Origin of the sequence: Nocardioides alpinus (assembly GCF_900112035.1) — a bacterium.
Taxonomy (GTDB): Bacteria; Actinomycetota; Actinomycetes; order Propionibacteriales; family Nocardioidaceae; genus Nocardioides; species Nocardioides alpinus.
In genome coordinates this window covers 77,855-102,156 of sequence record NZ_FOKC01000009.1, presented here as the reverse complement: position 1 = coordinate 102,156, position 24,302 = coordinate 77,855, and the positions used below count along the sequence as shown (strand labels likewise).

The following is a 24,302-nucleotide window of genomic DNA, read 5'->3' as shown; positions in this document are numbered from 1 at the left end:
TCCGCCAGTGATCTGATGGCTAGAGCGCAAAATCGCAGGTCAGGAGGCTAAAGTGCTGATAGCGATGGGTAGTGCAAAGGGTCTAGATTTCTGGTTCGAACCCAGTATCGCCCACCCGAGACAGCCCAGCCCCTGACCTGCAGAGATGCAGATCGGGGGCTGTTGCGTACTGCCCGACCACCAGGCCCGGTCCTGAGGGACCCCGCGCGTCCGGCGCGCCTCACCCTATTCAGGGGGGTCCAGGGCTGGGCCCGAGCGGCAACGTGTCCGGCGTTGGTAGGTCTCGCTTCATTGTCGTGGTCGGTCGCTCCGGCGCCGGCTCCTTGTCCTGGAGGTAACCGATGGCGAACACGGACGTGGCACCGGGCGACAGGCAGAAGCGCACCTGGCTCGACCGGATCGAGAGCCTCGGCAACAAGGTGCCGCACCCCGCGATGATCTTCCTGGGGCTCTGCATCCTGGTGATCGTTCTGTCATGGGTGCTCGCCTTCTTCGACGTGGCCGTGACGTACGACGTCGCCGAGGCGCCCGGTGGGGGACCGGACGCGATCGAGGGAGGCAGCCAGGGGATCGGCATCGACTACCCCGACCCGGACGACGTGGTGATCACGCAGGAGACGACGGCGATCGAGAGCCTGCTGTCCGTCGAGGGCATCCGGTTCCTGTTCACGTCCCTGGTGAGCAACTTCTCGACCTTCAGCGTCGTCGCCGTGATCCTCGTGGCGATGCTCGGCGTGGGCGTGGCCGAGGAGTCAGGACTGATGGGTGCGCTCATCCGCAAGCTGGTCGCGATCGCACCGCCGTGGGCGATCACGGCGATCATCGTGTTCGTCGGGATGATCTCCAGCATCGCCTCCGACGCCGGGTACCTGATCCTGATCCCCCTGGCGGCGGCCGCCTTCCACAGCGTGGGGAAGCATCCGCTCGCCGGACTCGCGGCCGCCTATGCAGGGGTGAGCGCCGGGTTCGCGGTCAACATCCTCATCACCCCGAGCGACGGCATCCTGACCGAGGTCACGAACGAGGCGATCGCTCTCGCCGACCCGGCCCTGCAGATCGGCATCACAGCCAACCTGTGGTTCAACATCGTCTCGACGCTCTTCGTCACCGTCGTCATCGTGTTCGTCTCGTCGCGGCTGATCGAGAAGCGCCTGGGCGCCTACGACCCCTCGGGTGCGCAGCTGCCCACCGAGGGCTTCGCTGATCCGGGAGGTGCGGGGACTGCCACCGAGACCGCGGTCGACCAGAAGGCCGAGTCGCGCGGGCTGCGCGGCGCCGGCCTGGCGGTGCTGGCGTCGCTGGTCGTCGTGCTGCTGCTGTCGTTGCCCACGGGTGCCCCGCTGCGCAACGCCGAGACCGGCTCCCTGATCGAGGACGCCCCCCTCATGGAGAGCCTGATCGTCATCATCACGCTGATCTTCCTGGCAGCGGGGATCGGCTACGGCAGGGCCGCCAAGACCATCGCCAGCAGCACCGACGTCATCAACGCGATCACCAAGACGTGGGCGTCGCTGGCCGGGCTGCTGTTCATGTTGTTCCTGATCGCCCAGTTCATCGCCTACTTCAACTACTCCAACATGCCGACGGTCATCTCGGTGGCGACGGCCGACCTGCTGGAGAGCGCAGACATCGGAGCGGTGTGGCTCCTCATCGGCTTCATCCTGGTGATCGCCCTGCTGGACATCATCATCCCGGGCCTGTTGCCGAAGTGGGCGATCTTCGCCCCGATCTTCATCCCGCTCTTCATCCGGCTGGACGTGGCACCGCAGACCCTGCTCGCCGCCTATCGACTGGGCGACTCACCGATGAACGTCATCACGCCCCTGATGGTCTACCTGCCGTTCATCGTGCTGGTCGCGCAGCGCTACCAGAGGAGCGCCGGCCTCGGCACGGTCATCGCGCTCATGATCCCCTACTCCTTCATCGTCCTGGTGACGTGGCTGGCGTTCTTCGTCGTCTGGTTCCTCCTCGGCATCCCGATGGGTCCCGGCTACCCCGCCAACCTCTGACGACCTGCCCACTAGACTCTGTGTGTGAACCCGGTCCCCGTCATCGCCTACTTCGCAGGCGATCCCAGCAGGACCTACCAGCTCGTCCAGTGGCTGGAGGTCCTCGAGTCGCTGGACCACGTCCACCAGGTGGGCCTGGTCCTGCGCGACCCGGCCTCCGCGTCGGTCGTCCGGTCGCGGACCCAGCTGCCCGTGTTCACCGCCGAGACCCTGGCCGACCTGGCTGACCTCTATGCCGCGCTGGACCCGAAGGTCGTCCTCTACTGCAACAACTCGCCCCAGAACTTCGACTCGCTCCTCGACGGCCGCCGGCTGCACGTCCACGTCAACCACGGTGAGAGCGACAAGCAGTCCATGGCGAGCAACAACGCCAAGGCCTACGACCGGGTGTTCGTCGCAGGCGAGGCCGCCGTGCAGCGCTACGTGACGGGCCTGCTGGAGTTCGACGCCAGCAAACTGGTCCGCGTCGGTCGACCGCAGCTCGACCTGCGCCGGACCCCGCTGGTCGCGCCCAGCGAGCGGCGTACGGTCCTCTACGCCCCCACGTGGGAGGGCGACGCGGACTACAACGACTACACGTCGGTCGACACGATGGGGGAGTCCATCGTGCGCGCGATCCTCGCCGTGCCCGACGTGCAGTTGGTCTACAAGCCACACCCGAAGGTCACCACGAGCCGTACGCCCTCGGTGGCGCAGGCGCACCTCGCCATCCTCGAGCTCCTGGCCGAGGCGGCACTGCGGGACCCCGGTGCCGGCCACACGCCGGTCGTCGCCGGCGACATCCTCGCCGTCATGCTCGGGTGCGACGCCATCGTCACCGACGTCTCCTCCGTCGGGCTCGACTGGCTCTACCTCCACACCGACAGGCCGATCTTCCTCACCGACCGCCACGGCGACGTCGAGCAGCTCCGGCAGCAGATCCCGATCAGCCGCTGCGCGGACGTGGTCGAGGCCGCCGGTCTCGACGGGCTGACGGCGCTCCTGGGTGAGCGGCTCGATCGCGACGAGCACCAGCTGTCCCGCATGGCCATGCGCCACCACTACTTCGACGACCTCCACGTCGGCGACAGCACCGCCCGCTTCCTGGGTGCCGTGTCGGAGCTCGTCGCGCTGTGCGACCAGCTGCTCGGCGAGCTGGCCGGTCCCGGCGAAGCAGCCACGACCGGCTGAGCACGACAGAGCCCCCTGTCCTGCGGTCGCAGGCCAAGGGGCTGTGTCGCCCTCCCTCGAGGGGAGCACGGGTCAGATGCGGTGCGTACCGGTGTCCTGGACGCGGTCCGCCGCCTGGCGGGCCTGCTCCGAGACGCTGGGGGCACCAGCGGCGTGCGCCTTGATCCGGGGAGCCTCCTCCTCGGCCTTGGTGAGGTAGCCCTCCCAGCGCTGCTGCATCGGGCGGATGAGGCCGCCACCGACACCCACGATGATGACGCCGGCGACGGTCGCGAGGATGGCGACCAGGACGGGCGTGGTCACGGTGGTGGCGACGCCGACCTGGTTGAGGGCAGCCACGATCCCGAGGAACAGGATGAAGATCGACGCGGCGTTGGCGATGGTGCGGCCGTAGGACAGCCCGCCGAGGGTGTTCTCGATGAGGCCCTTGACCGCCGCCGCGATCGCCGAGGCGACGACGATGATGATGATCGCCACGATCAGGCTGGGGATGAAGGTGATCACGCGCTCGATCAGGTCACTGATCGCGTTGGGGCCGAAGACGCCGAAGGCGAGCTGCAGCACGAAGAGCATGAGCGTGTAGTAGATGAGCTTGGCGACGACGTCGCTGGCGTCCATCTTCGAGTTGGCCATGGCCTTCTTGACGCCACCGCGCTCGACGGCGCGGTCGAAGCCGGCGCGCTCCAGCACCGCGTTGAGGGCCTTGGAGATCCCCTTCGCGATGAGGAGGCCGACCACGAGGATGAGCAGGAACAGCAACAGCTTGGGCAGGAACTCGGAGATGAGGCCAACGCCGTCGCGTACGCCGTCTCGCAGGGTGTCTTCCATGTCGTACAAACCTCCGGTGGATCGATCACGATGGTGCGTTTACGTTGTCCGTTTACGTGGTAAACCAACCACGCGAGGGAGCCGACGGCAACATCTGTCGCCCCAAGGGGTGGGCTGGTCGGCCCGCGCGGCTAGGGTCGCGGACACAGCAGTCGCGAGAGGAGCTCCGTGCCCACGTCCGAGACCCACCCCGACGCCGGCGTCCAGGCGGTGCCCGACGCGGACGCGAACGCCGTCGAGGGACTGCCGCCCCCGTCGGCCCGCGAGCCGCTCTCCCGCGAGCGCATCGTCGAGGCGGCCATCGCGTTCATCGACGAGCACGGACTTCCCGGCCTGACCATGCGTCGGCTGGGCAACGAGCTCGGGGTCGAGGCGATGGCGCTCTACCGCTACGTGCCCGGCAAGGAGGACCTGCTCGACGCGGTCGTCGAGGAGCTGATCGAGGGCATGCGCCGCGACGTCGACGTCCTCGACGCTCCCCGGGACGGCTGGCAGGACTTCCTCATCCGCCTGGCCCACGGCGTTCGACGGGTGGCGCTCGAGCACCCGAAGGCCTTCCCCCTCGTGGCGTCCCGGCCGACCGAGGCCCCGTGGCTCCGCCCGCCGCTGCGCAGCCTCGCCTGGGTCGAGGTGTTCCTCTCGGGGCTGCTCGCCGAGGGCTTCACCGAGGAGGCCGCCGTGGCGTCCTACCGGGCCTACACCAGCGTGCTGCTCGGCAACCTGCTGCTCGAGGTGTCCAACCACGGCGCCGACGTGGGACCGCTCGACGTGCTGGACGACATGTCGGGCGACGACGCCGCACTGCGCGACTACCCCCAGGTGCGTCGGCTGCGGAGCGCGCTGTCCGAGGACCGCGCCGCGGCGGAGTTCGAGGAGAGCCTCGAGGCGTTGCTCGACCGGATGACGCTGCTGCGCAACGAGCACCTGGACGGGTGAGGTCGGGGGCAGGCGCCCTCGATGCCAGTCTTGAAGTAAGGCTCACCTAACCTTCTCGGGTGCGACCCTCCGCGACCCCTGACGCCGTCCAGCCCCTGCGCGCGCTCTGGCGCCGCTACGACGCCTACCGGGCGCGGTTCGTCGGGGCCGTCGTGGCGTCGACGGTCAACAAGGTCGCCGACGTCGTCCCCGAGCTGCTGATCGGTGCTGCCGTCGACGTCGTGGTCCGCGGCGACGCGTCCTTCGTCGGCGAGGTGCTCGGTGTGGAGTCGCGCTACGCGCAGCTCGGCTGGCTCGCGGTGATCAACGCGTTCGTGTGGATCGTCGAGTCGCTCAGCGAGTACCTCGCCGCAGTGCTGTGGCGGGGCCTGGCGCAGGGGGTCGAGCACGACCTCCGCGTGGAGGCGTACGACCACGTCCAGCACCTCGACCTCGGCTGGCACGAGAGCCGGCCCTCGGGCTCGACGATCGCCACGCTCAACGACGACGTCAACCAGCTCGAGCGCTTCCTCGACGTCGGCGCGCCCGCGATCCTGCAGACCGTGCTCAACGTGCTGCTGGTGGGTGCGGTCTTCGCGGTCGCCTCGACCCAGCTCCTGGTGCTGGCGTTCCTGCCGATCCCGCTGATCGTCATCGGGTCGCTGGTCTTCCAGCGTCGCCTCGAGCCGCTCTACGACCGGGTCCGCGTCGCCGTGTCCGACCTGTCCAGCACGCTGTCGGCCAACATCTCCGGCATCGCCACCATCAAGGCCTTCACCGCCGAGGACCGGGAGCGCGAGCGGGTGTCCGCGGTCTCGCAGGCCTACCGCGAGGCCAACACCGACGCGATCCGCTCCTCGGCCGCGTTCGTCCCGCTGGTCCGGATGGCGATCCTTGCGGGCTTCACCTGCACCTTGCTGCTCGGTGGCTGGGCGACGCTGCGCGGCGACCTCCAGGTCGGCCTCTACTCCGTGCTGGTCTTCATGACCCAGCGCCTGCTGTGGCCGCTCACCGAGGTCGCCGAGGTGCTCGACCTCTACCAGCGCGGCCGCGCCTCGGCCGCCCGCATCCTCGGCCTGCTCGCGGTGCCCGTGACCGTGCCGGCCGGGTCGACGGCGCTCGAGCGTCCGGTGGCCGGGCGGGTCGAGCTGCGCGGCGTACGGGCCGGGTACGCCGACGGGCCGGACGTCCTGCACGGCATCGACCTCGTCGTCCCGGCCGGTGAGACGCACGCGATCGTGGGGTCGACCGGCTCGGGCAAGTCGTCACTGCTGCGCCTCGTGCTGCGCTTCGACGACCCCCGTGAGGGGCATGTCCTCTTCGACGGGCAGGACGTCCGCGACCTGGACTGGGACTCGCTGCGAGGCTCGCTGGGCTACGTCGCGCAGGACGTCTTCATGTTCGCCGGCTCCATCGCCGACAACATCGCCTACGGCCGTCCCGGCGCCACCCTCGACGAGGTCCGGGCCGCCGCGGAGGGGGCCGCCGCGCTCGACTTCATCGACGCCATGCCCGCCGGGCTCGACACGTGGGTGGGGGAGCGCGGCGTCACCCTGTCCGGCGGTCAGCGGCAGCGCCTGGCCCTCGCGCGGGCGCTGCTGCGCGACCCCGCCGTTCTCGTCCTGGACGAGGCGACGAGCGCGGTCGACAACGAGACCGAGGCCGCCATCCAGCGCTCGCTGCGCCGGGCGACGGCGCAACGGACGGCGATCGTGGTCGCCCACCGGCTCTCGACCGTCCGTCACGCCCACCGGATCTGGGTGCTCGACGCCGGTCGCGTGGTCGAGGCTGGCACGCACGACGAGCTCCTCGCGCACGACGGGTCGTACGCCGCCCTGTGGCGGGTGCAGACCGGAGCCACCGCCGACGCGCCCGTCGCAGCTGCGGCGGACGTGGCCCCCGGACCCGTCGGCTGAGCGGCCACGACCGTCGATCGGACGGACCAGGCGGGCGTCAGGCGGGCGTCAGGCGGGCGCGAGCCGGACGACGAGGAGCGCCACGTCGTCCTCGGGCTTGTCGTCGGTCATGCCGGCCAGCAGCCGGTCGCACAGCTCCTCGAGGTCCCGGGCCGCCGGCGCGACGTCGTGCAGGAGCTCGGCGAGCGCGTCGATGCCCTCCTCGACGTCGCGGTCGCGCCGTTCGACCAGCCCGTCGGTGTAGAGGACCAGGGTCGAGCCCGGCTCGAGGAACGCCACGTGCTCGGTGCGGCGCGTCCAGGGGTCGAGCCCGAGCAGCAGGTCGTTGCCCGCCATGTCGCCCAGCCGGATGACCTCGCCGGCGGGGCTCAGCATCAGCGCGGTCGGATGGCCCGCGTGCGCCCAGCGGAGCACGACCTCCTCGCCGGAGTGCGCGCCTGGACGGGGGTGGCGCTCGATCCTCGCCACGACGGCCGTGGCCGTGGTCTCGAGGCGCAGCGACTCCATCACCTCGTCCACCCCGGACAGGATGGCTGCGGGCGCATAGCCGCTGTGGACGGCGATCCCGCGCAGCAGGCCCCGCACCTGGCCCATCGCGGCCGCGGCCTCGACGTCGTGGCCCACCACGTCGCCGACGACGACCACCACGTCGTGCCCGGCGGGCCCGCGGCTCTGCTGCAGGAACGCGTCGTACCAGTCGCCTCCGATGCGGGCGGCGTCGCGTGCGGGTGCGTAGCGCGTGGCGATCTGCAGGTGGTCGGGCTGCGGCGGCTCGGTGAGCATGCTCCGCTGCAGGGCCTCCGCGACGTCGCGCTGGGAGGCGTAGAGGCGGGCGTTGTCCAGCGCCAGCGCCGCGCGCGAACCGATGTCCTCCAGGAGGGCCTGGTCCTCGGTGGTGAACGCCTCCGACCCGGCCCCGCGGAACACGCTCACGACGCCCACCGTGCGTCCGCGGGCCCGCAGCGGCACGAAGACCGCCGACGTCGGGCCGAGCTCCCGCAGGCGCTCGCGCGCCGGGCCGGGCACCAGCACGGCGCTGACCCGGTCGGTGGCGTCGACGGGCAGCAGGACCGTACGGGTGTCGCGGATGGCCAGCGACAGGTAGGAGGAGTCCGTCAGCGCGCCGAGGCGCAGCGCGGCGTAGTCGGCCAGGACGGGCGCCATCGCCGGATCGGCGTGCGACCACGCCACGTCGCGCAGCCCGCGCGGCCAGGTGGACGCGTGCGGGTCCTCGACGAGTGTCACGAGGCACCAGTCGGCCAGCTCGGGCACCACCAGGGTCGCGAGGAGGCTGACGCTCTCGGCGGGATCGAGGGTGCTGATCATGGCCTCGGACACTGACGCCAGCAGCGCGAGGCGGTGGGCGGACCGGTCGAGCGCGTCCTGCGCCTCCCGCCGGGAGGTGATGTCCACGAAGTAGACCGCGAGCCCCTCGGGTGAGGGCCACGCCCGCACCTCGAACCACGCGTCGAGCGGCGGCGGGTAGAAGGCCTCGAACGACACCGGCCGTCCCTCGGAGACGGCCTCGCGGTAGTGGTCCTCGAACGCACTGCCGAGCGAGGCGGGGAACGCGTCCCAGATGCTCACGCCGAGGAGCTGCGTGCGGCCGGCTCCCAGCAGGCGCTCGGCCTCTGAGTTGACGTAGGTGAACCGCCAGTCCTGGTCGAGCTGGAAGAACGCGGACGACATCGACTCCAGCACGCGTCCGATCCGCGCCTCGCCGTCGTGGACCACGGTCGTGTCGTACGCCGCACCCACCAGGCGCACGGCAGGGCCACCGGGGCGGTCGGCGAGGGCACGGCCGCGCGCCTCGATCCAGCGGACCGATCCGTCGGGCAGCACCACCCGGTACTCGGCGCCGTACTCACCACATGCCTCGACCGCGCGCTCGAGGGCGTGCTGGACGCGGGAGCGGTCGTCGGGGTGGACGCGCTGGTGGAACGACCCGATGGTGCCGCCGAAGCTCTCCTCGTCGAGACCGAAGAGCTCGAGCAGTCGCTCGTCCCACCGCAGGTGGTCGGAGGGCAGGTCCCAGACGAAGACCCCGACGCCGGCCGCGTCGACGGCGAGCTGCCACGCCAGCCGGTCGGCGACGGCGTCGAGGGAGTCGAGGCGCACGTCGGCGGGCGCGGGGGCAGCGTCGTGCCGAGGCACGGGGATGCTCACCCTGACGTCGTCCTCGGACACCCGTATTTCCTCCACGCTCGAGCGGGCCACCCACCGGTCTCGAGGCGCCGCGGTCAGGGTGGCACACGGGTGCACGTGCCGCGGTGGATTGTCACAAGCACCGAGGAACGTATGGAAAACCAGGTCGGGGGTAACGTCGGACCAAGCGTGCACACGGGGTCGCCCGCGTCCTCGACGGGCCCACGAGACGAAGGGATCCCCATGACCGCAGGTCTCGCGACGGGTGGTGCGGGACCGTCCGCGCTGAGAGGGCTGCTCGGCTCGGCGCACCTCGGTCCCACCCTCGCGGTGACGGTCCTGGTCGCACTGCTCAGCGGTGCACAGGGCCTCTACGCGGCCCAGGCCGCGCTGGTCGTGGCGGCCGTGCTGGCGGGTCAGCTCTCCATCGGCTGGAGCAACGACCTCGTCGACGTGGCCCGCGACCGCTCCACCGGACGGGACGACAAGCCGCTCGCCACAGGCGACGGGTCCGTCCGTGCCGTCCGCGTCGCGTGCGCGGTCGCCCTCGCCTCGACCGTCGTGCTGTCGCTCGCCGTCGGCGTCGTCGCCGGTCTGGTCCACCTCGGCTGCGTGGCGTGCGGCTGGGCCTACAACCTGGGCCTGAAGTCCACCGCGTGGTCGTGGCTGCCGTACGCCCTCGCGTTCGGCGGGCTCACCGTGTTCGTGTCCCTGGCCGACGGCTCGATGCCCCCGTGGTGGTGGCCGGTCGGCGCCGGTCTTCTCGGCGTCGGCGCCCACCTCGTCAACGTCCTGCCGGACGTCGAGGACGACCTGGCGACCGGCGTACGCGGCCTCCCGCACCGCCTCGGTCCGCGCAGGATCGCCCCGGTCGCGGCGGCGGTCCTCGCACTCGCCTCCGTGGTCGTGCTGGTGGGCGCGTCCCCGCCGCCCGCCGCGGCGAGCGCGGTGGGCCTGGTCGTCATCGCCCTGGTCGCTCTGGTCGTCGTGGGCCGCGGCCGCGTGCCGTTCGTGGCCGCGATCGCGATCGCGCTCGTCGACACCGTCCTGCTGGTGGTGGTCCGGTGACGGTCGACGACGAGTGGGACATCGTCGTGGTGGGCGCCGGACCGGCGGGCTCCTGCGCGGCGCTCGGAGCCCTGACCCAGGACCCGACCCTGCGGGTGCTGCTGCTCGACCGCAGCGACTTCCCCCGCGACAAGTCGTGCGGTGACGGGATCGCGCCGCACGTGCTGGACGCCCTGGCCGAGGTGGGCGCCGGCGACGTGGTCGACGACTGGACCCCGATCCGGCAGCTCGAGCTGTCCCACGGTGCGGCCCGGGTCGAGGGCACGATGCGGCGCGAGGTCCACGTCGTCCCGCGCCAGGTCTTCGACGCGCGACTGGTCGAGCGGGCCGTGGCGGCCGGTGCCGTGCTGCGCCGCCACCGGGTCACGTCGGTCACCAGCGGCGACGGCCACGTCACGGTCTCCGACTCCATCACCGCCCGGGTGGTCGTCGCCGCCGACGGAGCGCACTCGCTCGTGCGGGCCGGCCTGCTGGGACGTCGGCGGGAGCCTCGTGCGCTGGCGATCCGCGGCTACGCGCCGACCACGCCGGAGCTCGCGGGGCGCCAGGTCATCCGCTACGGCGACCGTCGCCAGCCGTCGTACGCCTGGGCGTTCGACCGCGGTGACGGACTCGCCAACGTCGGCTACGGCGAGCTCCTGCCGGGCGAGGGCGACCGGCGCAAGGCGCCGAGCCGGCGACTCCTGCTCGAGCAGCTCGAGGCCCTCATCCCCGGGACCGCGACCACGGGCAGCGGCTGGCTGGGGCACCACCTCCCGCTCAGCGGCTGGCGGTGGGACCAGCCCGACGGTGCGGTCCTGCTCGTCGGGGACGCGGCCGGGCTGGTCAACCCGATGACGGGGGAGGGCATCTACTACGCCGTCGCCACCGGCATCGCCGCGGGTCGCACCGCTGCGTCCGGCCTGGCGGCGGGGCAGCCCGAGGCCGCCGGCGCCCGGCACCGCCACGACGTACGTCGTCTGCTCGGCACGCACCTCAAGCACACCTGGACCGCCTCGCGGTTGTCCCGCTCACCCGTCGTCGTCGACGCCGGCATCCGGGCGGCGTCGCGCGACCGGCGCGTCTTCGACACCCTCGTCGACCTCGGCCTCGGCGACGGCCGGATCGACGCCCGGCTCGCGACCGGGCTGCTCCGCGGCCTCGTCAGCCGCTCCGATGTGCACCGGCCACCCATGATGGAGACACCATGAAGATCCTCACCGTCCGCAGCGCGCTGCCGGCCCACTCCTACCCGCAGGGCGAGATCACCGACGCCTTCGCCGAGGTCGTCTCGCAGCGCAGCCACGACCGCGCGCTGCTGCGCCGCTTCCATGCCAACGCCGGCGTCAAGCGGCGCCACACCGTGATGCCGCTCGAGGACTACGCCACGATGGGCGACTTCGGCCGGACCAACGACCTCTTCATCGAGCACGCCGTCGAGCTCGGCTCGCGCGCCCTGGTCGACGCACTCAAGGCGGCTGACCTGACGCCCTCGGACGTCGACCTCATCGTCACCGCGACCGTCACCGGCCTGGCCGTGCCGTCGCTGGACGCCCGGATCGCCGGCGTCGTGGGGCTGCGCGAGGACGTCCGACGGGTCCCGCTCGTGGGGCTCGGCTGCGTCGCAGGGGCGGCCGGCCTCGCGCGCCTCCACGACTACCTGGTCGGTCACCCCGGCCACACCGCGGTGCTGGTGGCGGCGGAGCTGTGCTCCCTGACGCTGCAGCGTGACGACGTGACCGTGCCCAACCTCGTGGCCAGCGGGCTCTTCGGTGACGGCGCCGCAGCCGTCGTGGCCACCGGTGATGCCGGGGCCGACGGCCCGGTCCGGGTCCTGGCCTCGCGCAGCCGGCTCTACCCCGACAGCGAGCGCACGATGGGCTTCGACGTCGCCGCCACCGGCCTGCGGATCGTGCTCGACGCCGCCGTGCCCGACCTGGTCGAGCGCTACCTCCGCGCCGACGTCGACGCGTTCCTCGCCGACCACGACCTCACCCGCGCCGACATCGGGTGGTGGGTGTGCCATCCCGGCGGCCCCAAGGTGATCGAGGCCCTGCAGGCCGCGCTGGAGGTGCCGCGCGACGCCGTACGCCTGACGTGGGAGTCGCTGGCCGACGTCGGCAACCTCTCGTCGGTCTCGGTGCTGCACGTGCTCGAGAAGACCCTGGCCGAGCGCCCCCCGGCGCCCGGCAGCCGCGGCATGCTGCTCGCCATGGGCCCCGGCTTCTGCTCCGAGCTCGTGCTGCTGGAGGCCGGCTCGTGACCACCCTCGTTGCGTTCACGGTGCTGGTGGCGCTGGTCGGCCTCGAGCGGCTGGCCGAGCTGGTCGTCTCGAAGCGCAACGCCGCCTGGAGCATGGAGCGCGGAGGTGTGGAGTCCGGTCAGGGGCACTACCCGTTCATGGTGGTGCTGCACACCGGACTGCTCGTCGGTGCGCTGGTGGAGGCGTGGGTGCGCCGTCCTGATGTCCCGTCCCTGCTCGCCTGGTCGATGCTCGCCCTCGTCGTGGCCTCGCAGGCACTGCGCTGGTGGTGCATCAGCACGCTCGGGCGCCGCTGGAACACCCGCGTCATCGTCGTACCCGGCCTGGCACCGGTGAACGGCGGTCCCTACGCGGTGTTCAAGCACCCCAACTACGTCGCCGTGGTGGTGGAGGGGTTCGCGCTGCCGCTGGTGCACGCGGGCTGGATCACGGCGCTCGTCTTCACCGTCCTCAACGCCGGCCTCCTGACCGTCCGCATCCGCGCGGAGGACGCCGCCCTGGCCACGCTGCCGCGCGCGACGCCGACGAGCGCGGAGCCCGCCGGTGCGTGACCTGGTGGTGGCCGGCGCCGGTCCCGTCGGCATGGCCGTGGCCCTGCACGCCCACCGCGCCGGGCTCGACGTCGTCGTGCGCGAACCCCGCAGCGGACCCATCGACAAGGCGTGCGGCGAGGGCCTGATGCCCGGGGCCGTTGCCGAGCTCGCGGCGCTCGGGGTCGACCCGCGCGGGCACGACGTCGCGGGCATCCACTACCTCGACGGCCTCGGGGGTGGGAGCGGCGTGTCCGCCCGCTTCGCTGCCGGGCCCGGCCGGGGCGTACGACGCACCGTGCTGCACGCGGCTCTCGCCGAGAGGCTGGCCGAGGCCGGGATCCCCATCGAGCCGCAGCCGGTCCGCAGCGTCCGCGACGCGGGTGACCACGTGGAGGTGGACGGCGAGCGGGCGCGCTACCTCGTCGCTGCCGACGGCCTGCACTCGCCGACCCGGCGGCTGGTCGGGCTCGAGTCGGGCAGGCCCAGTGGCCGACGTCGGTTCGGCCTGCGCTGCCACGTCCAGCAGGCGCCCTGGTCGGACTTCGTCGAGGTGCACTGGTCGACCCGCGCGGAGGCCTACGTGACCCCGGTCGACGACGACCTCGTCGGCGTCGCGATCCTCACCGACAGCGGTGAGGGTTTCGACGAGGCGCTGGCCGACTTCCCCGTCCTCCGCGAACGCCTCGTCGGCGAGCGGACGCGGGTGCGGGGCGCCGGCCCCCTGCACCAGAAGGTGCGGGCCCGGGCCGCGGGCCGGGTGCTCCTCGTGGGTGACGCCGCCGGCTACGTCGACGCACTGACGGGGGAGGGCATCGCCCTCGGGCTCGCCCAGGCGCGGGCTGCCGTCGCCTGCCTCGCGCAGGACCGTCCCGACCGCTACGAGCGCCAGGCCCGACGCATCGGGCTGCGCCAGGAGCTGCTCACCCACGCGCTGCTGCTCGCGACCGGCAGCCAGGTCGTACGCCGACGGCTGGTGCCGGCCGCCGAGCGCCTGCCGTGGGTGTTCTCGACCGCGGTCAACCAGCTCGCCCGACCGATCGCGGTGACGTCATGAGCACGACGCGCGAGTCCGTGGTCCTGCTCGACGAGGACGGTCGCGCCGCGGGGACGGCCGACAAGGCGCAGGTCCACGGCGCGCACACACCGCTGCACCTGGCCTTCTCCTGCTACCTCTTCGACGCCGCAGGCTCGGTGCTGGTGACCCGACGCGCGCTGCACAAGCGCACGTTCCCGGGCGTGTGGACCAACAGCTGCTGCGGCCACCCCGCCCCGGGCGAGGCGCTGGACGACGCCGTACGCCGTCGGGTCCGGCAGGAGCTCGGCACGCCGATCGCCGACCTGAGGCTGCTGCTGCCGCGCTTCCGCTACCGCGCCGAGCAGGACGGCGTCGTCGAGAACGAGATGTGCCCCGTCTTCGTGGGCACCGCTCTGACGGCGCTCACCCCTGATCCGGACGAGGTCGAGGAGGCCCGCTGGGAGCCCTGGCAGCCCTTCCGCGCCGCCGTCCTCGACGGGAGCCGCGAGGTGTCGACGTGGTGCCGCGAGCAGGTGCTCGAGCTGCCCGAGGACGTGTGGCGCGCGCCCGCGGCTCCCTGGGAGGACCTGCCGGAGGCAGCCCGCTGACCCGCTGGTCAGGCAGGGTGGGGCCATGATCAAGGCAGTGGTGCTCGACATCGGGGGCGTCCTCGAGGTCATCGACGACTCCGTCTTCCCCGGGCCGGCCGAGCGGCGCCTCGGCCTCGCCGACGGCGCGCTCACCCGCGGACTCGCGGCCCTGCCCGGCGACGCCGTGCTGGGCGAGGTCAGCGAGGAGGAGGTCCGTGCGGAGTGGCAGCGCACGCTGGGACTCGACGACGCGCAGGCCGACGCGCTGATGGCCGACTTCTGGCGGTGGTACGTCGGCACGCTCGACCGGCCGCTCGTGGACTGGTTCGCTGCCCAGCGTCCCGAGCGGCTCACGGGCATCCTCTCCAACTCCGGCCCGGGTGCGCGCGAGGCCGAACGGGTGCACGGCTTCGAGGACGTCACCGACGAGATCGTCTACAGCCACGAGGTCGGGCTCGCCAAACCCGACCCGGCGGCCTACGAGCTGACGACCCGACGCCTCGGCGTCGAGCCGCGCGAGGTGGTCTTCCTCGACGACGTCGAGGCCAACGTGGCAGCGGCCCGCGCCTTCGGCTGGCACGCCGTGCTCCACGTCGACACCCCGACGTCGATCGAGGCGATGGAGCGGATCATCCGCGGCTGACGACCTGCCACCGTCCGTCGACGTCGCGGCCCACGAGCCCGCGCTCCTCGAACGCCTCGAGCCAGCCGAGCATGGGGGAGTCGCCCCACCGTCCCCGGAAGATCTCGGCGTTGCGCACGATGTCGTCGACGTGCTCGGTCGGCGGGCGCGAGACCGGGTGCCACTGGTGGAAGGCGCGCGCGGCGCCCACCCAGCCCAGGTCGAGACCGGCGGCGACGGCGATCCGCGCGAAGTCGGTGTCCTCGCCGCCGTAGCCGACGTAGTCCTCGCAGAACCCGCCGGTGCGTCGCCACGCCTCCGCCGAGCACGCGAAGGACAGCGACCAGAAGAGGTCGGGGTCGGCGCCGTCGAGGCGCTCACCGCGTGCGGGCGCGGGTCGTGCGGGATGGGGCGAGTCCAGCCCGGCCAGTGCGGACAGGTCGTAGCCATCCGCCGGGGGCGGCTCGAGGTAGGTGACCGGGCCCGACCAGATCGTGGCGGGCTCGTCGCGCACCACGTCGGCGTACGCCTCGACCAGCAACGGGTCGGCCAGGCAGTCGACGTCGAGGAAGACCAGCACGTCAGAACCACGGTCGAGCGCCACCTCCGCGCCGCGGTTGCGCGCGGCTGCCAGTGGAAGTCCCTGCGAGTGGCGCGGGAGCGACGCGGTGCACCAGTCCTGCGCGGCGAGCTCGGGGTCGTCCATGGCGACCACCACGTGGTCGACCGCGGCACTCGACCCGGCGAGCGTGGCGCGCTGCCGGGAGAGGTGCTCGTGGCGGCGGTGGACGACCGTGACGACGGCGGTGCCGCTCATGCGGCCGCCTCCGGCGAGGCCAGCCCGGCGACCACAGCGGCGACGCGTCCCGGGGCGTCCCCGTCGCACCAGTCGGCCCAGCGACCGGCGTCGAGGTGGAGTGCCTGGTGCAGCGCGTCGCGCCACCCCGTGGTGGGGACCTCGTCGAGGACGACTGCGGGCCACCCGTCGGCCAGCGCCGATGCGGTGACGTGCTGCTCGTCGAAGGGCCGCGGCGCCGGGACGACGACGGCCGGCACCCGCATCGCGGCGACCTCGGCGAGCGCGTTCTGTCCGGGGTGCAGCACGACGACGTCCGCCTCCGCCAGCACCGCCGCGGGGTCGGCGTGCCAGTTCCCGAGCGTGCGGCTCATCACGGTCCAGTCCCAGTCGGGGGTCTGGTCCTGCGCCCGCGCGATCGCCTCGGCGGTGAAGCCGTCCCCGCCGGTGCCGGCCAGCAGCACCGCGTGGGGGCGTGGACGGGACGAGGGGAGGTAGGTGGTCTCGGACAGGACCGGGAACCGTGACACCGCGCCGACGGCGTGGAAGCGATCGGCGTGCCTCGGGTCCAGGCCCGGCAGCAGCCGTGGCGTCAGGCCCGCGGGCCACGGCCCGACCAGCTCGACGGCCGACGCGAAGCCGAGCAGGTGCGGAGCGTCCGTACGCCGTCCCGGTGCGGTCAGCGCGACGACCGGGGTGCCGTGGAGCCGGGCGAGCAGGCAGACCTCGACCGACTGGTCGACGACCACGGCAGCCGGGGCGGTGCGCTCGATCCAGGCCGAGATCGCCGACGTACGCGAGCGCAGGCCGGCGTCGCCGAGCGGCACCCAGTGCAGCAGGCCGTCCGCGGTCACGTCGGCATCGTCGTAGGTCTCGGCGCTGTCGTCGCGGGGGAGCTGGACCCAGGGGCCGACCCACCCGGCGGGACGTGGCAGCGACGAGAGCCCGGTGACCTCGTCCGGGAGGGCGGGCGCGATCGTCATCGCGCGGTGCAGGTGGCCGGTGCCGTGGTGGTGGACGTAGTAGCCGATCACGCCGCGAGCCTCTGGCCCATCAGCCCGAGGTAGAGGTCTTCGTAGCGATCCACCATCCTCGCCAGCGAGAGGTCCGTGACGGCGTGCTCGCGGCAACGGGCGCGGTCCAGCAGGGCAGCCTCCGCGATGGCGCGGGCCAGCAGCTCGACGTCGTCGGCGGGCGCCAGGCGTCCGGTGTCCGGGGTCAGCACCTCCGGCAGCCCGCCGCGCGCGTAGGCCGCCACGGGCGTCCCGCAGGAGAGGGCCTCGGCCGCGACCAGGCCGTAGGGCTCGTCCCACGCCGGCGTGACCACCGCGACGCGGGAGCCGCCGACGAGGCGGGCGAGCTCGGCCTGGGCCAGGTGCCCGGCGTACGTCGCGTCCCTGCCCAGCAGCGGCTCCACCTCGCTGCGGAAGTAGTCCATGTCGAGGATCGGGCCCGCCAGCACGATCGGGATCCCGGCCCGGCGTGCGGCCATGACAGCGTGGTGCGGCGCCTTCTCCGCGACCAGGCGTCCCGACCACACTGCGCAGTCGCCGCCCGGTCCGACCGGCCAGCCGGCGAGGTCGATGCCGTTGGGCACGCAGGTGCTGTCCGTGATCGGTGCCCACGAGTTGGCGGTGAAGCGGGAGACGGCGGCGAACGAGCTGGCGCCCCTGTCCAGGCGCACCGCGGACTCGAGCCACCACAGCGGAGGGGTGTGGAGGGTGGTCAGCACCGGCATCGGCACCGAGCCCGACATCGCGACGGGAAGGTAGTGGAGGCTGTTGTTGTGGAGGACGTCGAAGCGTTCCCCCGCCTGGCCCGCCAGCTCGAGCATGAGCGCGAGGTAGGCGTGGTGCTCGGCCACCTCGACGTACGGCGGCGCACCGACGTCGTGCCGCCCGGCGTGCTCCGGGAGGGCGTCGACCTGCAGCTCGACCACGCCGAGCGCCGGGTCGGACCCCGGCGCTGCGAAGACGGCGACGTCGTGCCCGCGCCTGATGAGCTCGCGGGCGAGGTGCCACGTCATCGACTCCAGCCCACCGGTGAACGGCTCGCTGATGGGGAAGCGGCTGTTGGCGACGAGGCAGATCCGCAGCGGCTGGCTCGCTCCTGCCCTCCTCAACGGCTGACCGAGCGGTAGAGGTCGTCGTGCATCCGGGCGACCTCGCGCCGCTGCGCGAGACGCTCGTCGAGCGTCGCTCCCAGGCGCGGCCGCTCCGCGTGGGCCCGGACGACCGCGTCGCGCAACGAGTCGGCGTCGAACGAGTCCCCGTCGTTGGTGTACGACAGGATCGGGCCCTGCTCGGCGTAGAAGCCGCAGGTGGGAGCCAGCACCGTCGTCTGCAGGTCGCGGCAGGCCTCGAGCCAGCCGGAGTGGGTGCCGAAGGTGTAGGGCAGGACCGACAGGTCGAGCGAGGCGAGGTAGGACCAGAGGTCGTCGTCGGAGAAGTAGTCGTGGACCTCGAGCTCGAGCCTCCCGTCGGCCGCCTGACGTCGGAGCCAGTCCGACAGCTCACGGTCCCTCCGGGCACCGTCGGCGTCGAGGATGTCGCGGTGGCAGTTCACCTGCAGCACCGCCTCGTCGAGCCCGGCCACGGTGTCGACCAGCGTCGGCAGGATCCGCATCGGGTCCATGTTGGCGCGCAGGCTCTTGAGGTGGAGGCCGACGCGGAACGGGCGCCCCCGCCACAGGGGACGCACGTTGAGCGCGCGCGTCATCGTGGGGACGTCCACCACGTGGGGGTGGGGGATCACGGTCGCGGTCCGGCCCCACCTGGCGTCGATCTCGCGGGCTGCGCCCGGGGTGAGGGTGATGAGGGCGTCGGCGGCAGGCACGAGCACGTCGAGCTGCGCGTCGTGCAGGCGACGGTCCTCGTGGTGCGGGTTGCGCAGGTCGTGCACGGTCAGGACGAACGGCTTGCCGCGCCCGCGCAGGACCCGGGTCAGCTTTTCCAGGCCCTCAGGGGTGCAGGCGTCGAAGCCGAAGTGGAGGTGGAAGACGTCCAGGTCGGCCTGGCGGGCCCACTCCGGGTCCAGCATCACCGGCGGCCACCACGTCGCGCCCGCGGCCCGGGCGGGGTCCGCGGGGTCGGGGTCGGGCAGGCGCACCGGTCCGCCGCCGCCGAGCGGCGAGAGGTGGCGGACGTACACGTGGCCCGACGGCACGGATGCGACCGTGAGGGGCGTGGTGGCGGACTGCCGTTCCCGGGACTGCGCGAGGCTCATGTCCACTCGTACCCAGAACCTCCGGGTTCCACCAGCGGCCTCACCCGGGCGGATGGGAAACCGGGGTGAGAGCACTGCCTGCCGGCGGATAGGGTCGTCGGGACATCCGTCCCCCCTCGCGCGTCCCCTCGCACGTCCCCTCAAGAAGGAGCTCCCGTGTCCGACATCCAGGTCGTCCGCATCCACGCCGGTCAGCGTGCGGAGACCACGGTCACGACGGGCACCAAGGCCTGGGAGCTGTTCCGCGACGACGCCGACGTGGTCGCCGCCCGGGTGGCGGGCCAGCTCAAGGACCTCGCGTACGAGCTCGCCGACGGCGACGAGGTCGAGGGCGTGCTCATCGACAGCGCCGACGGTCGCGACATCCTGCGCCACTCGACCGCGCACGTCATGGCGCAGGCCGTGCAGCAGCTCTTCCCGGCGGCCAGGCTCGGCATCGGCCCGCCGATCGACAACGGCTTCTACTACGACTTCGACGTCGAGACCCCGTTCGTGCCCGAGGACCTGGTCAAGATCGAGTCCGCGATGCGCAAGATCATCAAGGAGAACCAGCGCTTCGAGCGCCGGGTCACCACCGATGCCGCCGCGCTCGACGAGCTCAAGGACGAGCCCTACAAGGTCGAGCTGATCGGTCTCAAGGGTGGCGCCGGGACCGAGGGCACCGAGGGCGCGAGCGTCGAGGTGGGTGCCGGCGAGCTCACCATCTACGACAACATCGGCCGCAGCGGTGAGGCCAAGTGGTCCGACCTGTGCCGTGGTCCGCACCTGCCGACCACCAAGCGGATCCCCGCCTTCAAGCTGATGCGCAGTGCCGCGGCCTACTGGCGCGGCGACGAGAAGAACAAGCAGCTCCAGCGCATCTACGGCACCGCGTGGGAGACCAAGGAGGCGCTCGAGGAGCACCTCCACCGCATCGAGGAGGCCGAGCGCCGCGACCACCGCAAGCTCGGCCGCGAGCTCGACCTCTACTCGTTCCCGGACGAGATCGGCTCGGGCCTCCCCGTGTTCCACCCCAAGGGTGGTGTGATCAAGCGCGAGATGGAGGACTACGTCCGCCAGCGGCACATCGAGGAGGGCTTCGAGTACGTCGGCACCCCCCACATCGCCAAGGAGGGGCTCTTCTACACCTCCGGGCACCTGCCCTACTACGGCGAGGGGATGTTCCCGGCGCTCGACGTGGACGGCATGGACTACCGCCTCAAGGCGATGAACTGCCCGATGCACAACCTGATCTACCGCTCGCGGCAGCGCTCGTACCGCGAGCTGCCGCTGCGGCTCTTCGAGTTCGGCTCGGTCTACCGCCACGAGAAGTCCGGTGTCGTGCACGGCCTGACCCGCGTGCGTGGGTTCGCCCAGGACGACTCGCACTCCTACGTCACCCCCGAGCAGGCCCCGGGCGAGATCAAGCACCTCCTCGACTTCTGCCTCGGGCTCTTCCGCGACTTCGGGCTCCACGACTTCTACCTCGAGCTCTCGACCCGCGACGACTCCAAGCCGGACAAGTTCATCGGGTCCGACGAGGACTGGGAGATGGCCACCGAGGTCCTGCGCAAGGTGTGCGAGGAGTCCGGCCTCGAGCTCGTGCCCGACCCGGGCGGCGCCGCCTACTACGGTCCCAAGGTGTCGGTGCAGGCACGTGACGCGATCGGCCGCACCTGGCAGATGTCGACCATCCAGTACGACTTCAACCAGCCGTCGACCGACCGCTTCAACCTCGAGTACGTCGCCGCCGACGGCACCCGCCAGCAGCCGGTGATGATCCACTCCGCCAAGTTCGGCTCGATCGAGCGGTTCATCGGCGTCCTGGTCGAGCACTACGCCGGCGCCTTCCCGCCCTGGCTCGCGCCCGTCCAGGTCCAGGGCATCCCGATCGCGGAGCGCCACAACGACTACCTCTTCGACATCGCGAAGCAGATGAAGGCCCAGGGCCTGCGGGTCGAGGTGGACGAGTCCGACGACCGGATGCAGAAGAAGATCCGCAACGCGCAGCTGCAGAAGGTGCCGTTCATGCTGATCGCCGGGGACGACGACGTCGAGAAGGGTGCGGTCAGCTTCCGCTACCGCGACGGTCGCCAGGACAACGGCGTACCTCTTGCCGAGGCGATCGAGCGTGTCGCCGCAGCAGTAGCGTCGCGCGAGCAGGTCTGAGCAGCGAGGTGGAGCGGGCGGGGGACGTCCTCGAGCTGCGCTTCGAGCCGCATGAGCGACGGGGGCTGCGGCTCCTCGCCGCCGCCCTCTGGCAGGCGGTGACCCTGGCCGACACCGTTCCCGGCAACGACGCGAGCGGGGCGGGCGGCACCTACGTCGTCACCCGACGCGGCGACGGCGAGGAGCTGGTCCGGGTGGACATCACCCACGAGGAGATCGGATCCATGCGCGCACACCTCGAGCTCCAGCTGGCCGAGCTGACACCCGACGAGTTCGCAGCGGCCTGGAGCCGCGACGACATCACCGAGGAGCAGCCGTGACCGAGACCCGCAGGCCGATCGTCGACCTCACCGAGGCCGAGGCACGCCTCAGCCTCCCGCTGAAGTGGGGTGTGCCCGAGGGCGTGATCCCGGCGTGGGTCGCGGAGATGGACTACGCCGTCGACCCGGTGGTCCTGGAGGCTGTGCAGCGGATGCTGGCCGACGGCATCACCGGCTACCCGCTCGAGCGGGACCCGGCGCTCGGCGAGTCGTACGCCGCCTGGTCGTCGCGGCACTTCGGCTGGGCGCCACAGCCCGAGGCCGTCCACGAGGTGGTGGACGTGACCGCCGGCGTGCGGGTGGCGCTCGACGTCTTCAGCGGTCCGGGCGGGGTGGTCTTTCCCACGCCCGGCTACAACGCCCAGCACGGGCTGGCCGGTGTCACCGGCCGCGCGGAGCGCCTGCTGGAGGTGCCTGCGTCCGCGGGGCGGGCGGAGATCGACCTCGATCGGCTCGACGCCCTCTTCGCCGCAGGCGCGCAGACGCTGCTCCTCACCCAGCCGCACAACCCGTGGGGTCGGGTCTTCACGCGCGCCGAGCTCGAAGGCATCCGCGACGTCGTCCTCCGTCACGGTGCGCGCGTGGTGAGCGACGAGATCCACGCACCGCTGGTCCTGCCCGGTGCCGAGCACGTCTCCTACCTGTCGATCGAGGGCACCCACGACCACGCTGTCGCCGTCGTGGCGGCATCGAAGGCCTTCAACATCGCCGGTCTCAAGTGTGCCCAGCTCCTCGTGCCCTCGGCGGCCGATCGCGCCCGCCTCGCCGACCAGCCGATGTCGCGCAACGACTCCTGGTCCCCCCTCGGTGTCGCCGCTGCGCGAGCGGCGTACGACCACGGGGACGGCTGGCTCGCCTCGCTGGTCGAGCGCCTCGACCAGCAGCGCACCCTCCTCGGCGACCTGCTCGCCGCGCACCTGCCTGACGTGCGGATGCGTCCCCTCGAGGCGACCTACCTCGCCTGGCTCGACGCGTCCGCCCACGGCCACGACGACGCCGCTGCCGTCGCCCTCGAGCGCGGCGGTGTGATGCTGAGCGCCGGCCACTCCTACGCCCCTGGCTCCACCGGGCAGGTACGCCTCAACATCGCCACCTCGCCCGACCGGCTCACCGAGATCGTGGAGCGGCTGGCCAAGGCCTGGGCGTAGGGCCTCCCTCCATCGCTGGTTGAGCAAGTCGCGCAGCCAGCCCCGTCCGCTGGTTGAGCAGGTCGCGCAGTAAGTCCCGTCCGCTGGTTGAGCAGGTCGCGCAGCGACCGTGTCGAAACCAAGGTCCCCACCGCCGCAGGTCGAGGAAGGCGCGCAGCGCGCCACCGCTGGTTGAGCAGGTCGCGCAGCGATGCCGCCGCTGGTTGAGCAGGTCGCGCAGGCCAGCCTCCGCTGGTCGAGCAGGTCGCGCAGCAAGCCCCGTCCGCTGGTTGAGCAGGTCGCGCAGCGACCGTGTCGAAACCAAGGAACCAGTGCGATGCCTCAGGGGACCACCTGTTCGGAAATACTTATCCACACCGGTCTTCTAGCAGGCCCGAGTGTCGGTGGGTCCTGCTTGACTGGTACCCATGACCACCACCTCGGACCTCCGCTCCTCGACCAGCAGCCCGCTGGTCGAGGACCTGGACGCGTCCGGGATCCTCACCTCGATCAGGACTGCCCGCGCCACCGAAGACGCCGCAGCAGCCCGACAGCTCACCCTCGCCGCCGCCTGGGCCGACCTCCACCCACCCGAGTCCCTCCACGGTGCCGCGTCGTTCACCACCACCGGGGGCCTGGGACGTGAGCACCAGGAACCCATCGCCGGCCCCGGCTGCCCCCTCGTCGCGGAGTTCTGCATCGCCGAGCTCGGCACCGTCCTCGGGATCACCACCACCTCGGCGAAGAAGCTCATCGGCCACGCCCTCGAGCTCCGCCACCGCCTCCCCCGACTCTGGTCACAGGTCCACACCGGTGCCGTCCCCGCGTGGCGGGCACGCCTGGTCGCTGAGACCACCATCCACTGCTCTCCCGCCCTCACCCCTGAGGCTGCGGGGTGGATCGACACGCAGGTCGCCGCCGTCGCAGGCAAGATCGGCCCCGCCCAGCTCGACCGTCTGGTCACCGAAACGTTGAAGCGGTTCGACCTCGCTGCCCCCGATCCAGCCGCGGATCCTGAGGACGGGTGGCAGCACGTCGACCCCCGCCACGCCACCATCGACACCCACGACGTCCACTACGCCGGCACCCTCCACGTCGACGCCGACATCGACCTCGCCGACGGACTCGACCTCGACCGCGCCCTCACCCACGGCGCTGCGGTCCAGAAGGCCCTCGGCTCCGACCTGTCCCTGGACGCACGCAGGGCCAAGGCCCTCGGCGACCTCGCCCGCACCCAGACCGCCCTCGACCTCTTCACTCAGGGCAACGCTGGGCCGGCCAGATCAACAGCGGACGGCCTTCCTGTCGCGCGCGAGGTCGTGCTCCACGCCCACTTCGACGCCGAGTTCATGCCGGACGGACAGACCATGTTCGGGCCCACCGGCCGCCTCGAGAACGGTCAGCGCCTCGCGCTCCTCGACCAGCTCAAGAGCTGGTGCGGCGACTCGCGGACCAAGATCACGATCAAACCCGTCATCGACCTCACCCATCACCTGACCGCACCCGGGTACGCGATCCCCGACCGGATCCGCGAGCACGTCATCCTCCGCGACACGACGTGCGTGTTCCCGTGGTGCACCCGACCCGCACGAGGCTGCGACATCGACCACATCACCGCCTACGACCATCAAGC

General features: G+C 72.0%; 21 protein-coding genes. 15 read left to right on the top strand and 6 right to left on the bottom strand.

Features of this window, described 5'->3' with window-relative positions; all coding sequences use genetic code 11:
• The first annotated feature begins 341 nt into the window (after window positions 1-341).
• Window positions 342-2,009 (top strand): AbgT family transporter, encoded by a 1,668-nt coding sequence (locus BM127_RS16750; RefSeq protein ID WP_091200351.1) that lies wholly within the window; start codon window positions 342-344, stop codon window positions 2,007-2,009.
• Between the two features lie 24 nt (window positions 2,010-2,033).
• Window positions 2,034-3,179 (top strand): CDP-glycerol glycerophosphotransferase family protein, encoded by a 1,146-nt coding sequence (locus BM127_RS16745; protein ID WP_091200349.1) that lies wholly within the window; start codon window positions 2,034-2,036, stop codon window positions 3,177-3,179.
• A gap of 72 nt (window positions 3,180-3,251) precedes the next feature.
• Here the strand turns inward: BM127_RS16745 and BM127_RS16740 are convergent, their stop codons facing one another.
• Window positions 3,252-4,007, bottom strand: a complete 756-nt coding sequence (locus BM127_RS16740) for a mechanosensitive ion channel family protein (RefSeq protein ID WP_091200347.1) — start codon at window positions 4,005-4,007, stop codon at window positions 3,252-3,254.
• Window positions 4,008-4,175: 168 nt separating this feature from the next.
• Between BM127_RS16740 and BM127_RS16735 the strand changes: the two genes are divergently transcribed.
• Together BM127_RS16735 and BM127_RS16730 are read left to right on the top strand one after the other, a co-directional pair.
• Complete coding sequence (locus BM127_RS16735) at window positions 4,176-4,943, top strand: TetR/AcrR family transcriptional regulator (RefSeq protein ID WP_091200345.1); 768 nt, start codon at window positions 4,176-4,178, stop codon at window positions 4,941-4,943.
• Between the two features lie 59 nt (window positions 4,944-5,002).
• Window positions 5,003-6,838, top strand: coding sequence for an ABC transporter ATP-binding protein (locus BM127_RS16730; protein ID WP_091200343.1), 1,836 nt, complete (start codon window positions 5,003-5,005; stop codon window positions 6,836-6,838).
• A gap of 48 nt (window positions 6,839-6,886) precedes the next feature.
• Here the strand turns inward: BM127_RS16730 and BM127_RS16725 are convergent, their stop codons facing one another.
• Complete coding sequence (locus tag BM127_RS16725) at window positions 6,887-9,025, bottom strand: SpoIIE family protein phosphatase (RefSeq protein ID WP_198554304.1); 2,139 nt, start codon at window positions 9,023-9,025, stop codon at window positions 6,887-6,889.
• A gap of 201 nt (window positions 9,026-9,226) precedes the next feature.
• Here BM127_RS16725 and BM127_RS16720 point away from each other — a divergent pair, with 201 nt between their 5' ends.
• Genes BM127_RS16720 through BM127_RS16690 form a run of 7 tightly spaced genes read left to right on the top strand, consistent with a single transcriptional unit; the run spans window position 9,227 to window position 15,074 of the window.
• The gene (locus BM127_RS16720; RefSeq protein WP_091200341.1) at window positions 9,227-10,051 is read left to right on the top strand and encodes a UbiA family prenyltransferase; all 825 of its coding nucleotides are present in this window, start codon (window positions 9,227-9,229) and stop codon (window positions 10,049-10,051) included.
• The gene (locus BM127_RS16715) at window positions 10,048-11,241 is read left to right on the top strand and encodes a geranylgeranyl reductase family protein (protein WP_198554305.1); all 1,194 of its coding nucleotides are present in this window, start codon (window positions 10,048-10,050) and stop codon (window positions 11,239-11,241) included. Before BM127_RS16720 ends, BM127_RS16715 begins: the two co-directional genes overlap by 4 nt.
• Window positions 11,238-12,293, top strand: a complete 1,056-nt coding sequence (locus tag BM127_RS16710) for a type III polyketide synthase (RefSeq protein WP_091200339.1) — start codon at window positions 11,238-11,240, stop codon at window positions 12,291-12,293. Before BM127_RS16715 ends, BM127_RS16710 begins: the two co-directional genes overlap by 4 nt.
• Window positions 12,290-12,844, top strand: coding sequence for an isoprenylcysteine carboxyl methyltransferase family protein (locus tag BM127_RS16705; protein ID WP_091200337.1), 555 nt, complete (start codon window positions 12,290-12,292; stop codon window positions 12,842-12,844). Before BM127_RS16710 ends, BM127_RS16705 begins: the two co-directional genes overlap by 4 nt.
• Window positions 12,837-13,880 (top strand): NAD(P)/FAD-dependent oxidoreductase, encoded by a 1,044-nt coding sequence (locus BM127_RS16700; RefSeq protein ID WP_091200335.1) that lies wholly within the window; start codon window positions 12,837-12,839, stop codon window positions 13,878-13,880. Before BM127_RS16705 ends, BM127_RS16700 begins: the two co-directional genes overlap by 8 nt.
• The gene (gene idi, locus BM127_RS16695; protein WP_091200333.1) at window positions 13,877-14,449 is read left to right on the top strand and encodes an isopentenyl-diphosphate Delta-isomerase; all 573 of its coding nucleotides are present in this window, start codon (window positions 13,877-13,879) and stop codon (window positions 14,447-14,449) included. The genes BM127_RS16700 and idi overlap by 4 nt, the downstream gene beginning before the upstream one ends.
• A gap of 25 nt (window positions 14,450-14,474) precedes the next feature.
• Window positions 14,475-15,074 carry an HAD-IA family hydrolase gene (locus BM127_RS16690; RefSeq protein WP_091200331.1) on the top strand — a complete coding sequence of 200 codons (600 nt, stop codon included), beginning with the start codon at window positions 14,475-14,477 and terminating at the stop codon, window positions 15,072-15,074.
• Here BM127_RS16690 and BM127_RS16685 read toward each other — a convergent pair.
• Genes BM127_RS16685 through BM127_RS16670 form a run of 4 tightly spaced genes read right to left on the bottom strand, consistent with a single transcriptional unit; the run spans window position 15,061 to window position 19,074 of the window.
• On the bottom strand, window positions 15,061-15,870 hold the full coding sequence (locus tag BM127_RS16685; protein ID WP_091200329.1) for a glycosyltransferase family 2 protein: 810 nt from the start codon (window positions 15,868-15,870) through the stop codon (window positions 15,061-15,063). The genes BM127_RS16690 and BM127_RS16685 overlap by 14 nt on opposite strands.
• Window positions 15,867-16,883, bottom strand: coding sequence for a glycosyltransferase (locus tag BM127_RS16680; RefSeq protein ID WP_091200327.1), 1,017 nt, complete (start codon window positions 16,881-16,883; stop codon window positions 15,867-15,869). The genes BM127_RS16685 and BM127_RS16680 overlap by 4 nt, the downstream gene beginning before the upstream one ends.
• On the bottom strand, window positions 16,880-17,971 hold the full coding sequence (locus tag BM127_RS16675; protein ID WP_231263372.1) for a glycosyltransferase family 4 protein: 1,092 nt from the start codon (window positions 17,969-17,971) through the stop codon (window positions 16,880-16,882). Before BM127_RS16675 ends, BM127_RS16680 begins: the two co-directional genes overlap by 4 nt.
• Window positions 17,968-19,074: a glycosyltransferase family protein gene (locus BM127_RS16670; protein ID WP_091200325.1), complete on the bottom strand. Its 1,107-nt coding sequence runs from the start codon at window positions 19,072-19,074 to the stop codon at window positions 17,968-17,970. Before BM127_RS16670 ends, BM127_RS16675 begins: the two co-directional genes overlap by 4 nt.
• A gap of 156 nt (window positions 19,075-19,230) precedes the next feature.
• Here BM127_RS16670 and thrS point away from each other — a divergent pair, with 156 nt between their 5' ends.
• The 4 genes from thrS to BM127_RS16650 all read left to right on the top strand — a co-directional run.
• Entirely contained in the window at window positions 19,231-21,222 is a 1,992-nt protein-coding gene (gene thrS, locus BM127_RS16665; RefSeq protein ID WP_091200323.1) for a threonine--tRNA ligase, read from the top strand.
• A gap of 8 nt (window positions 21,223-21,230) precedes the next feature.
• Window positions 21,231-21,542 (top strand): hypothetical protein, encoded by a 312-nt coding sequence (locus tag BM127_RS16660; RefSeq protein ID WP_091200321.1) that lies wholly within the window; start codon window positions 21,231-21,233, stop codon window positions 21,540-21,542.
• Window positions 21,539-22,690, top strand: a complete 1,152-nt coding sequence (locus BM127_RS16655; protein ID WP_091200319.1) for a MalY/PatB family protein — start codon at window positions 21,539-21,541, stop codon at window positions 22,688-22,690. Before BM127_RS16660 ends, BM127_RS16655 begins: the two co-directional genes overlap by 4 nt.
• A 407-nt stretch (window positions 22,691-23,097) precedes the next feature.
• Window positions 23,098-24,302 (top strand): DUF222 domain-containing protein (locus BM127_RS16650; RefSeq protein ID WP_217642330.1); only part of this gene is annotated, 1,205 nt, incomplete at its 3' end.

Bases quoted from the DNA above. Each gene is read 5' to 3' on its own strand.
- idi (WP_091200333.1), top strand. From the start codon at position 13,877: ATGAGCACGACGCGCGAGTCCGTGGTCCTGCTCGACGAGGACGGTCGC.
- BM127_RS16670 (WP_091200325.1), bottom strand. From the start codon at position 19,074: ATGAGCCTCGCGCAGTCCCGGGAACGGCAGTCCGCCACCACGCCCCTC.
- BM127_RS16750 (WP_091200351.1), top strand. From the start codon at position 342: ATGGCGAACACGGACGTGGCACCGGGCGACAGGCAGAAGCGCACCTGG.
- BM127_RS16740 (WP_091200347.1), bottom strand. From the start codon at position 4,007: ATGGAAGACACCCTGCGAGACGGCGTACGCGACGGCGTTGGCCTCATC.
- BM127_RS16690 (WP_091200331.1), top strand. From the start codon at position 14,475: ATGATCAAGGCAGTGGTGCTCGACATCGGGGGCGTCCTCGAGGTCATC.
- BM127_RS16710 (WP_091200339.1), top strand. From the start codon at position 11,238: ATGAAGATCCTCACCGTCCGCAGCGCGCTGCCGGCCCACTCCTACCCG.
- BM127_RS16720 (WP_091200341.1), top strand. From the start codon at position 9,227: ATGACCGCAGGTCTCGCGACGGGTGGTGCGGGACCGTCCGCGCTGAGA.
- BM127_RS16685 (WP_091200329.1), bottom strand. From the start codon at position 15,870: ATGAGCGGCACCGCCGTCGTCACGGTCGTCCACCGCCGCCACGAGCAC.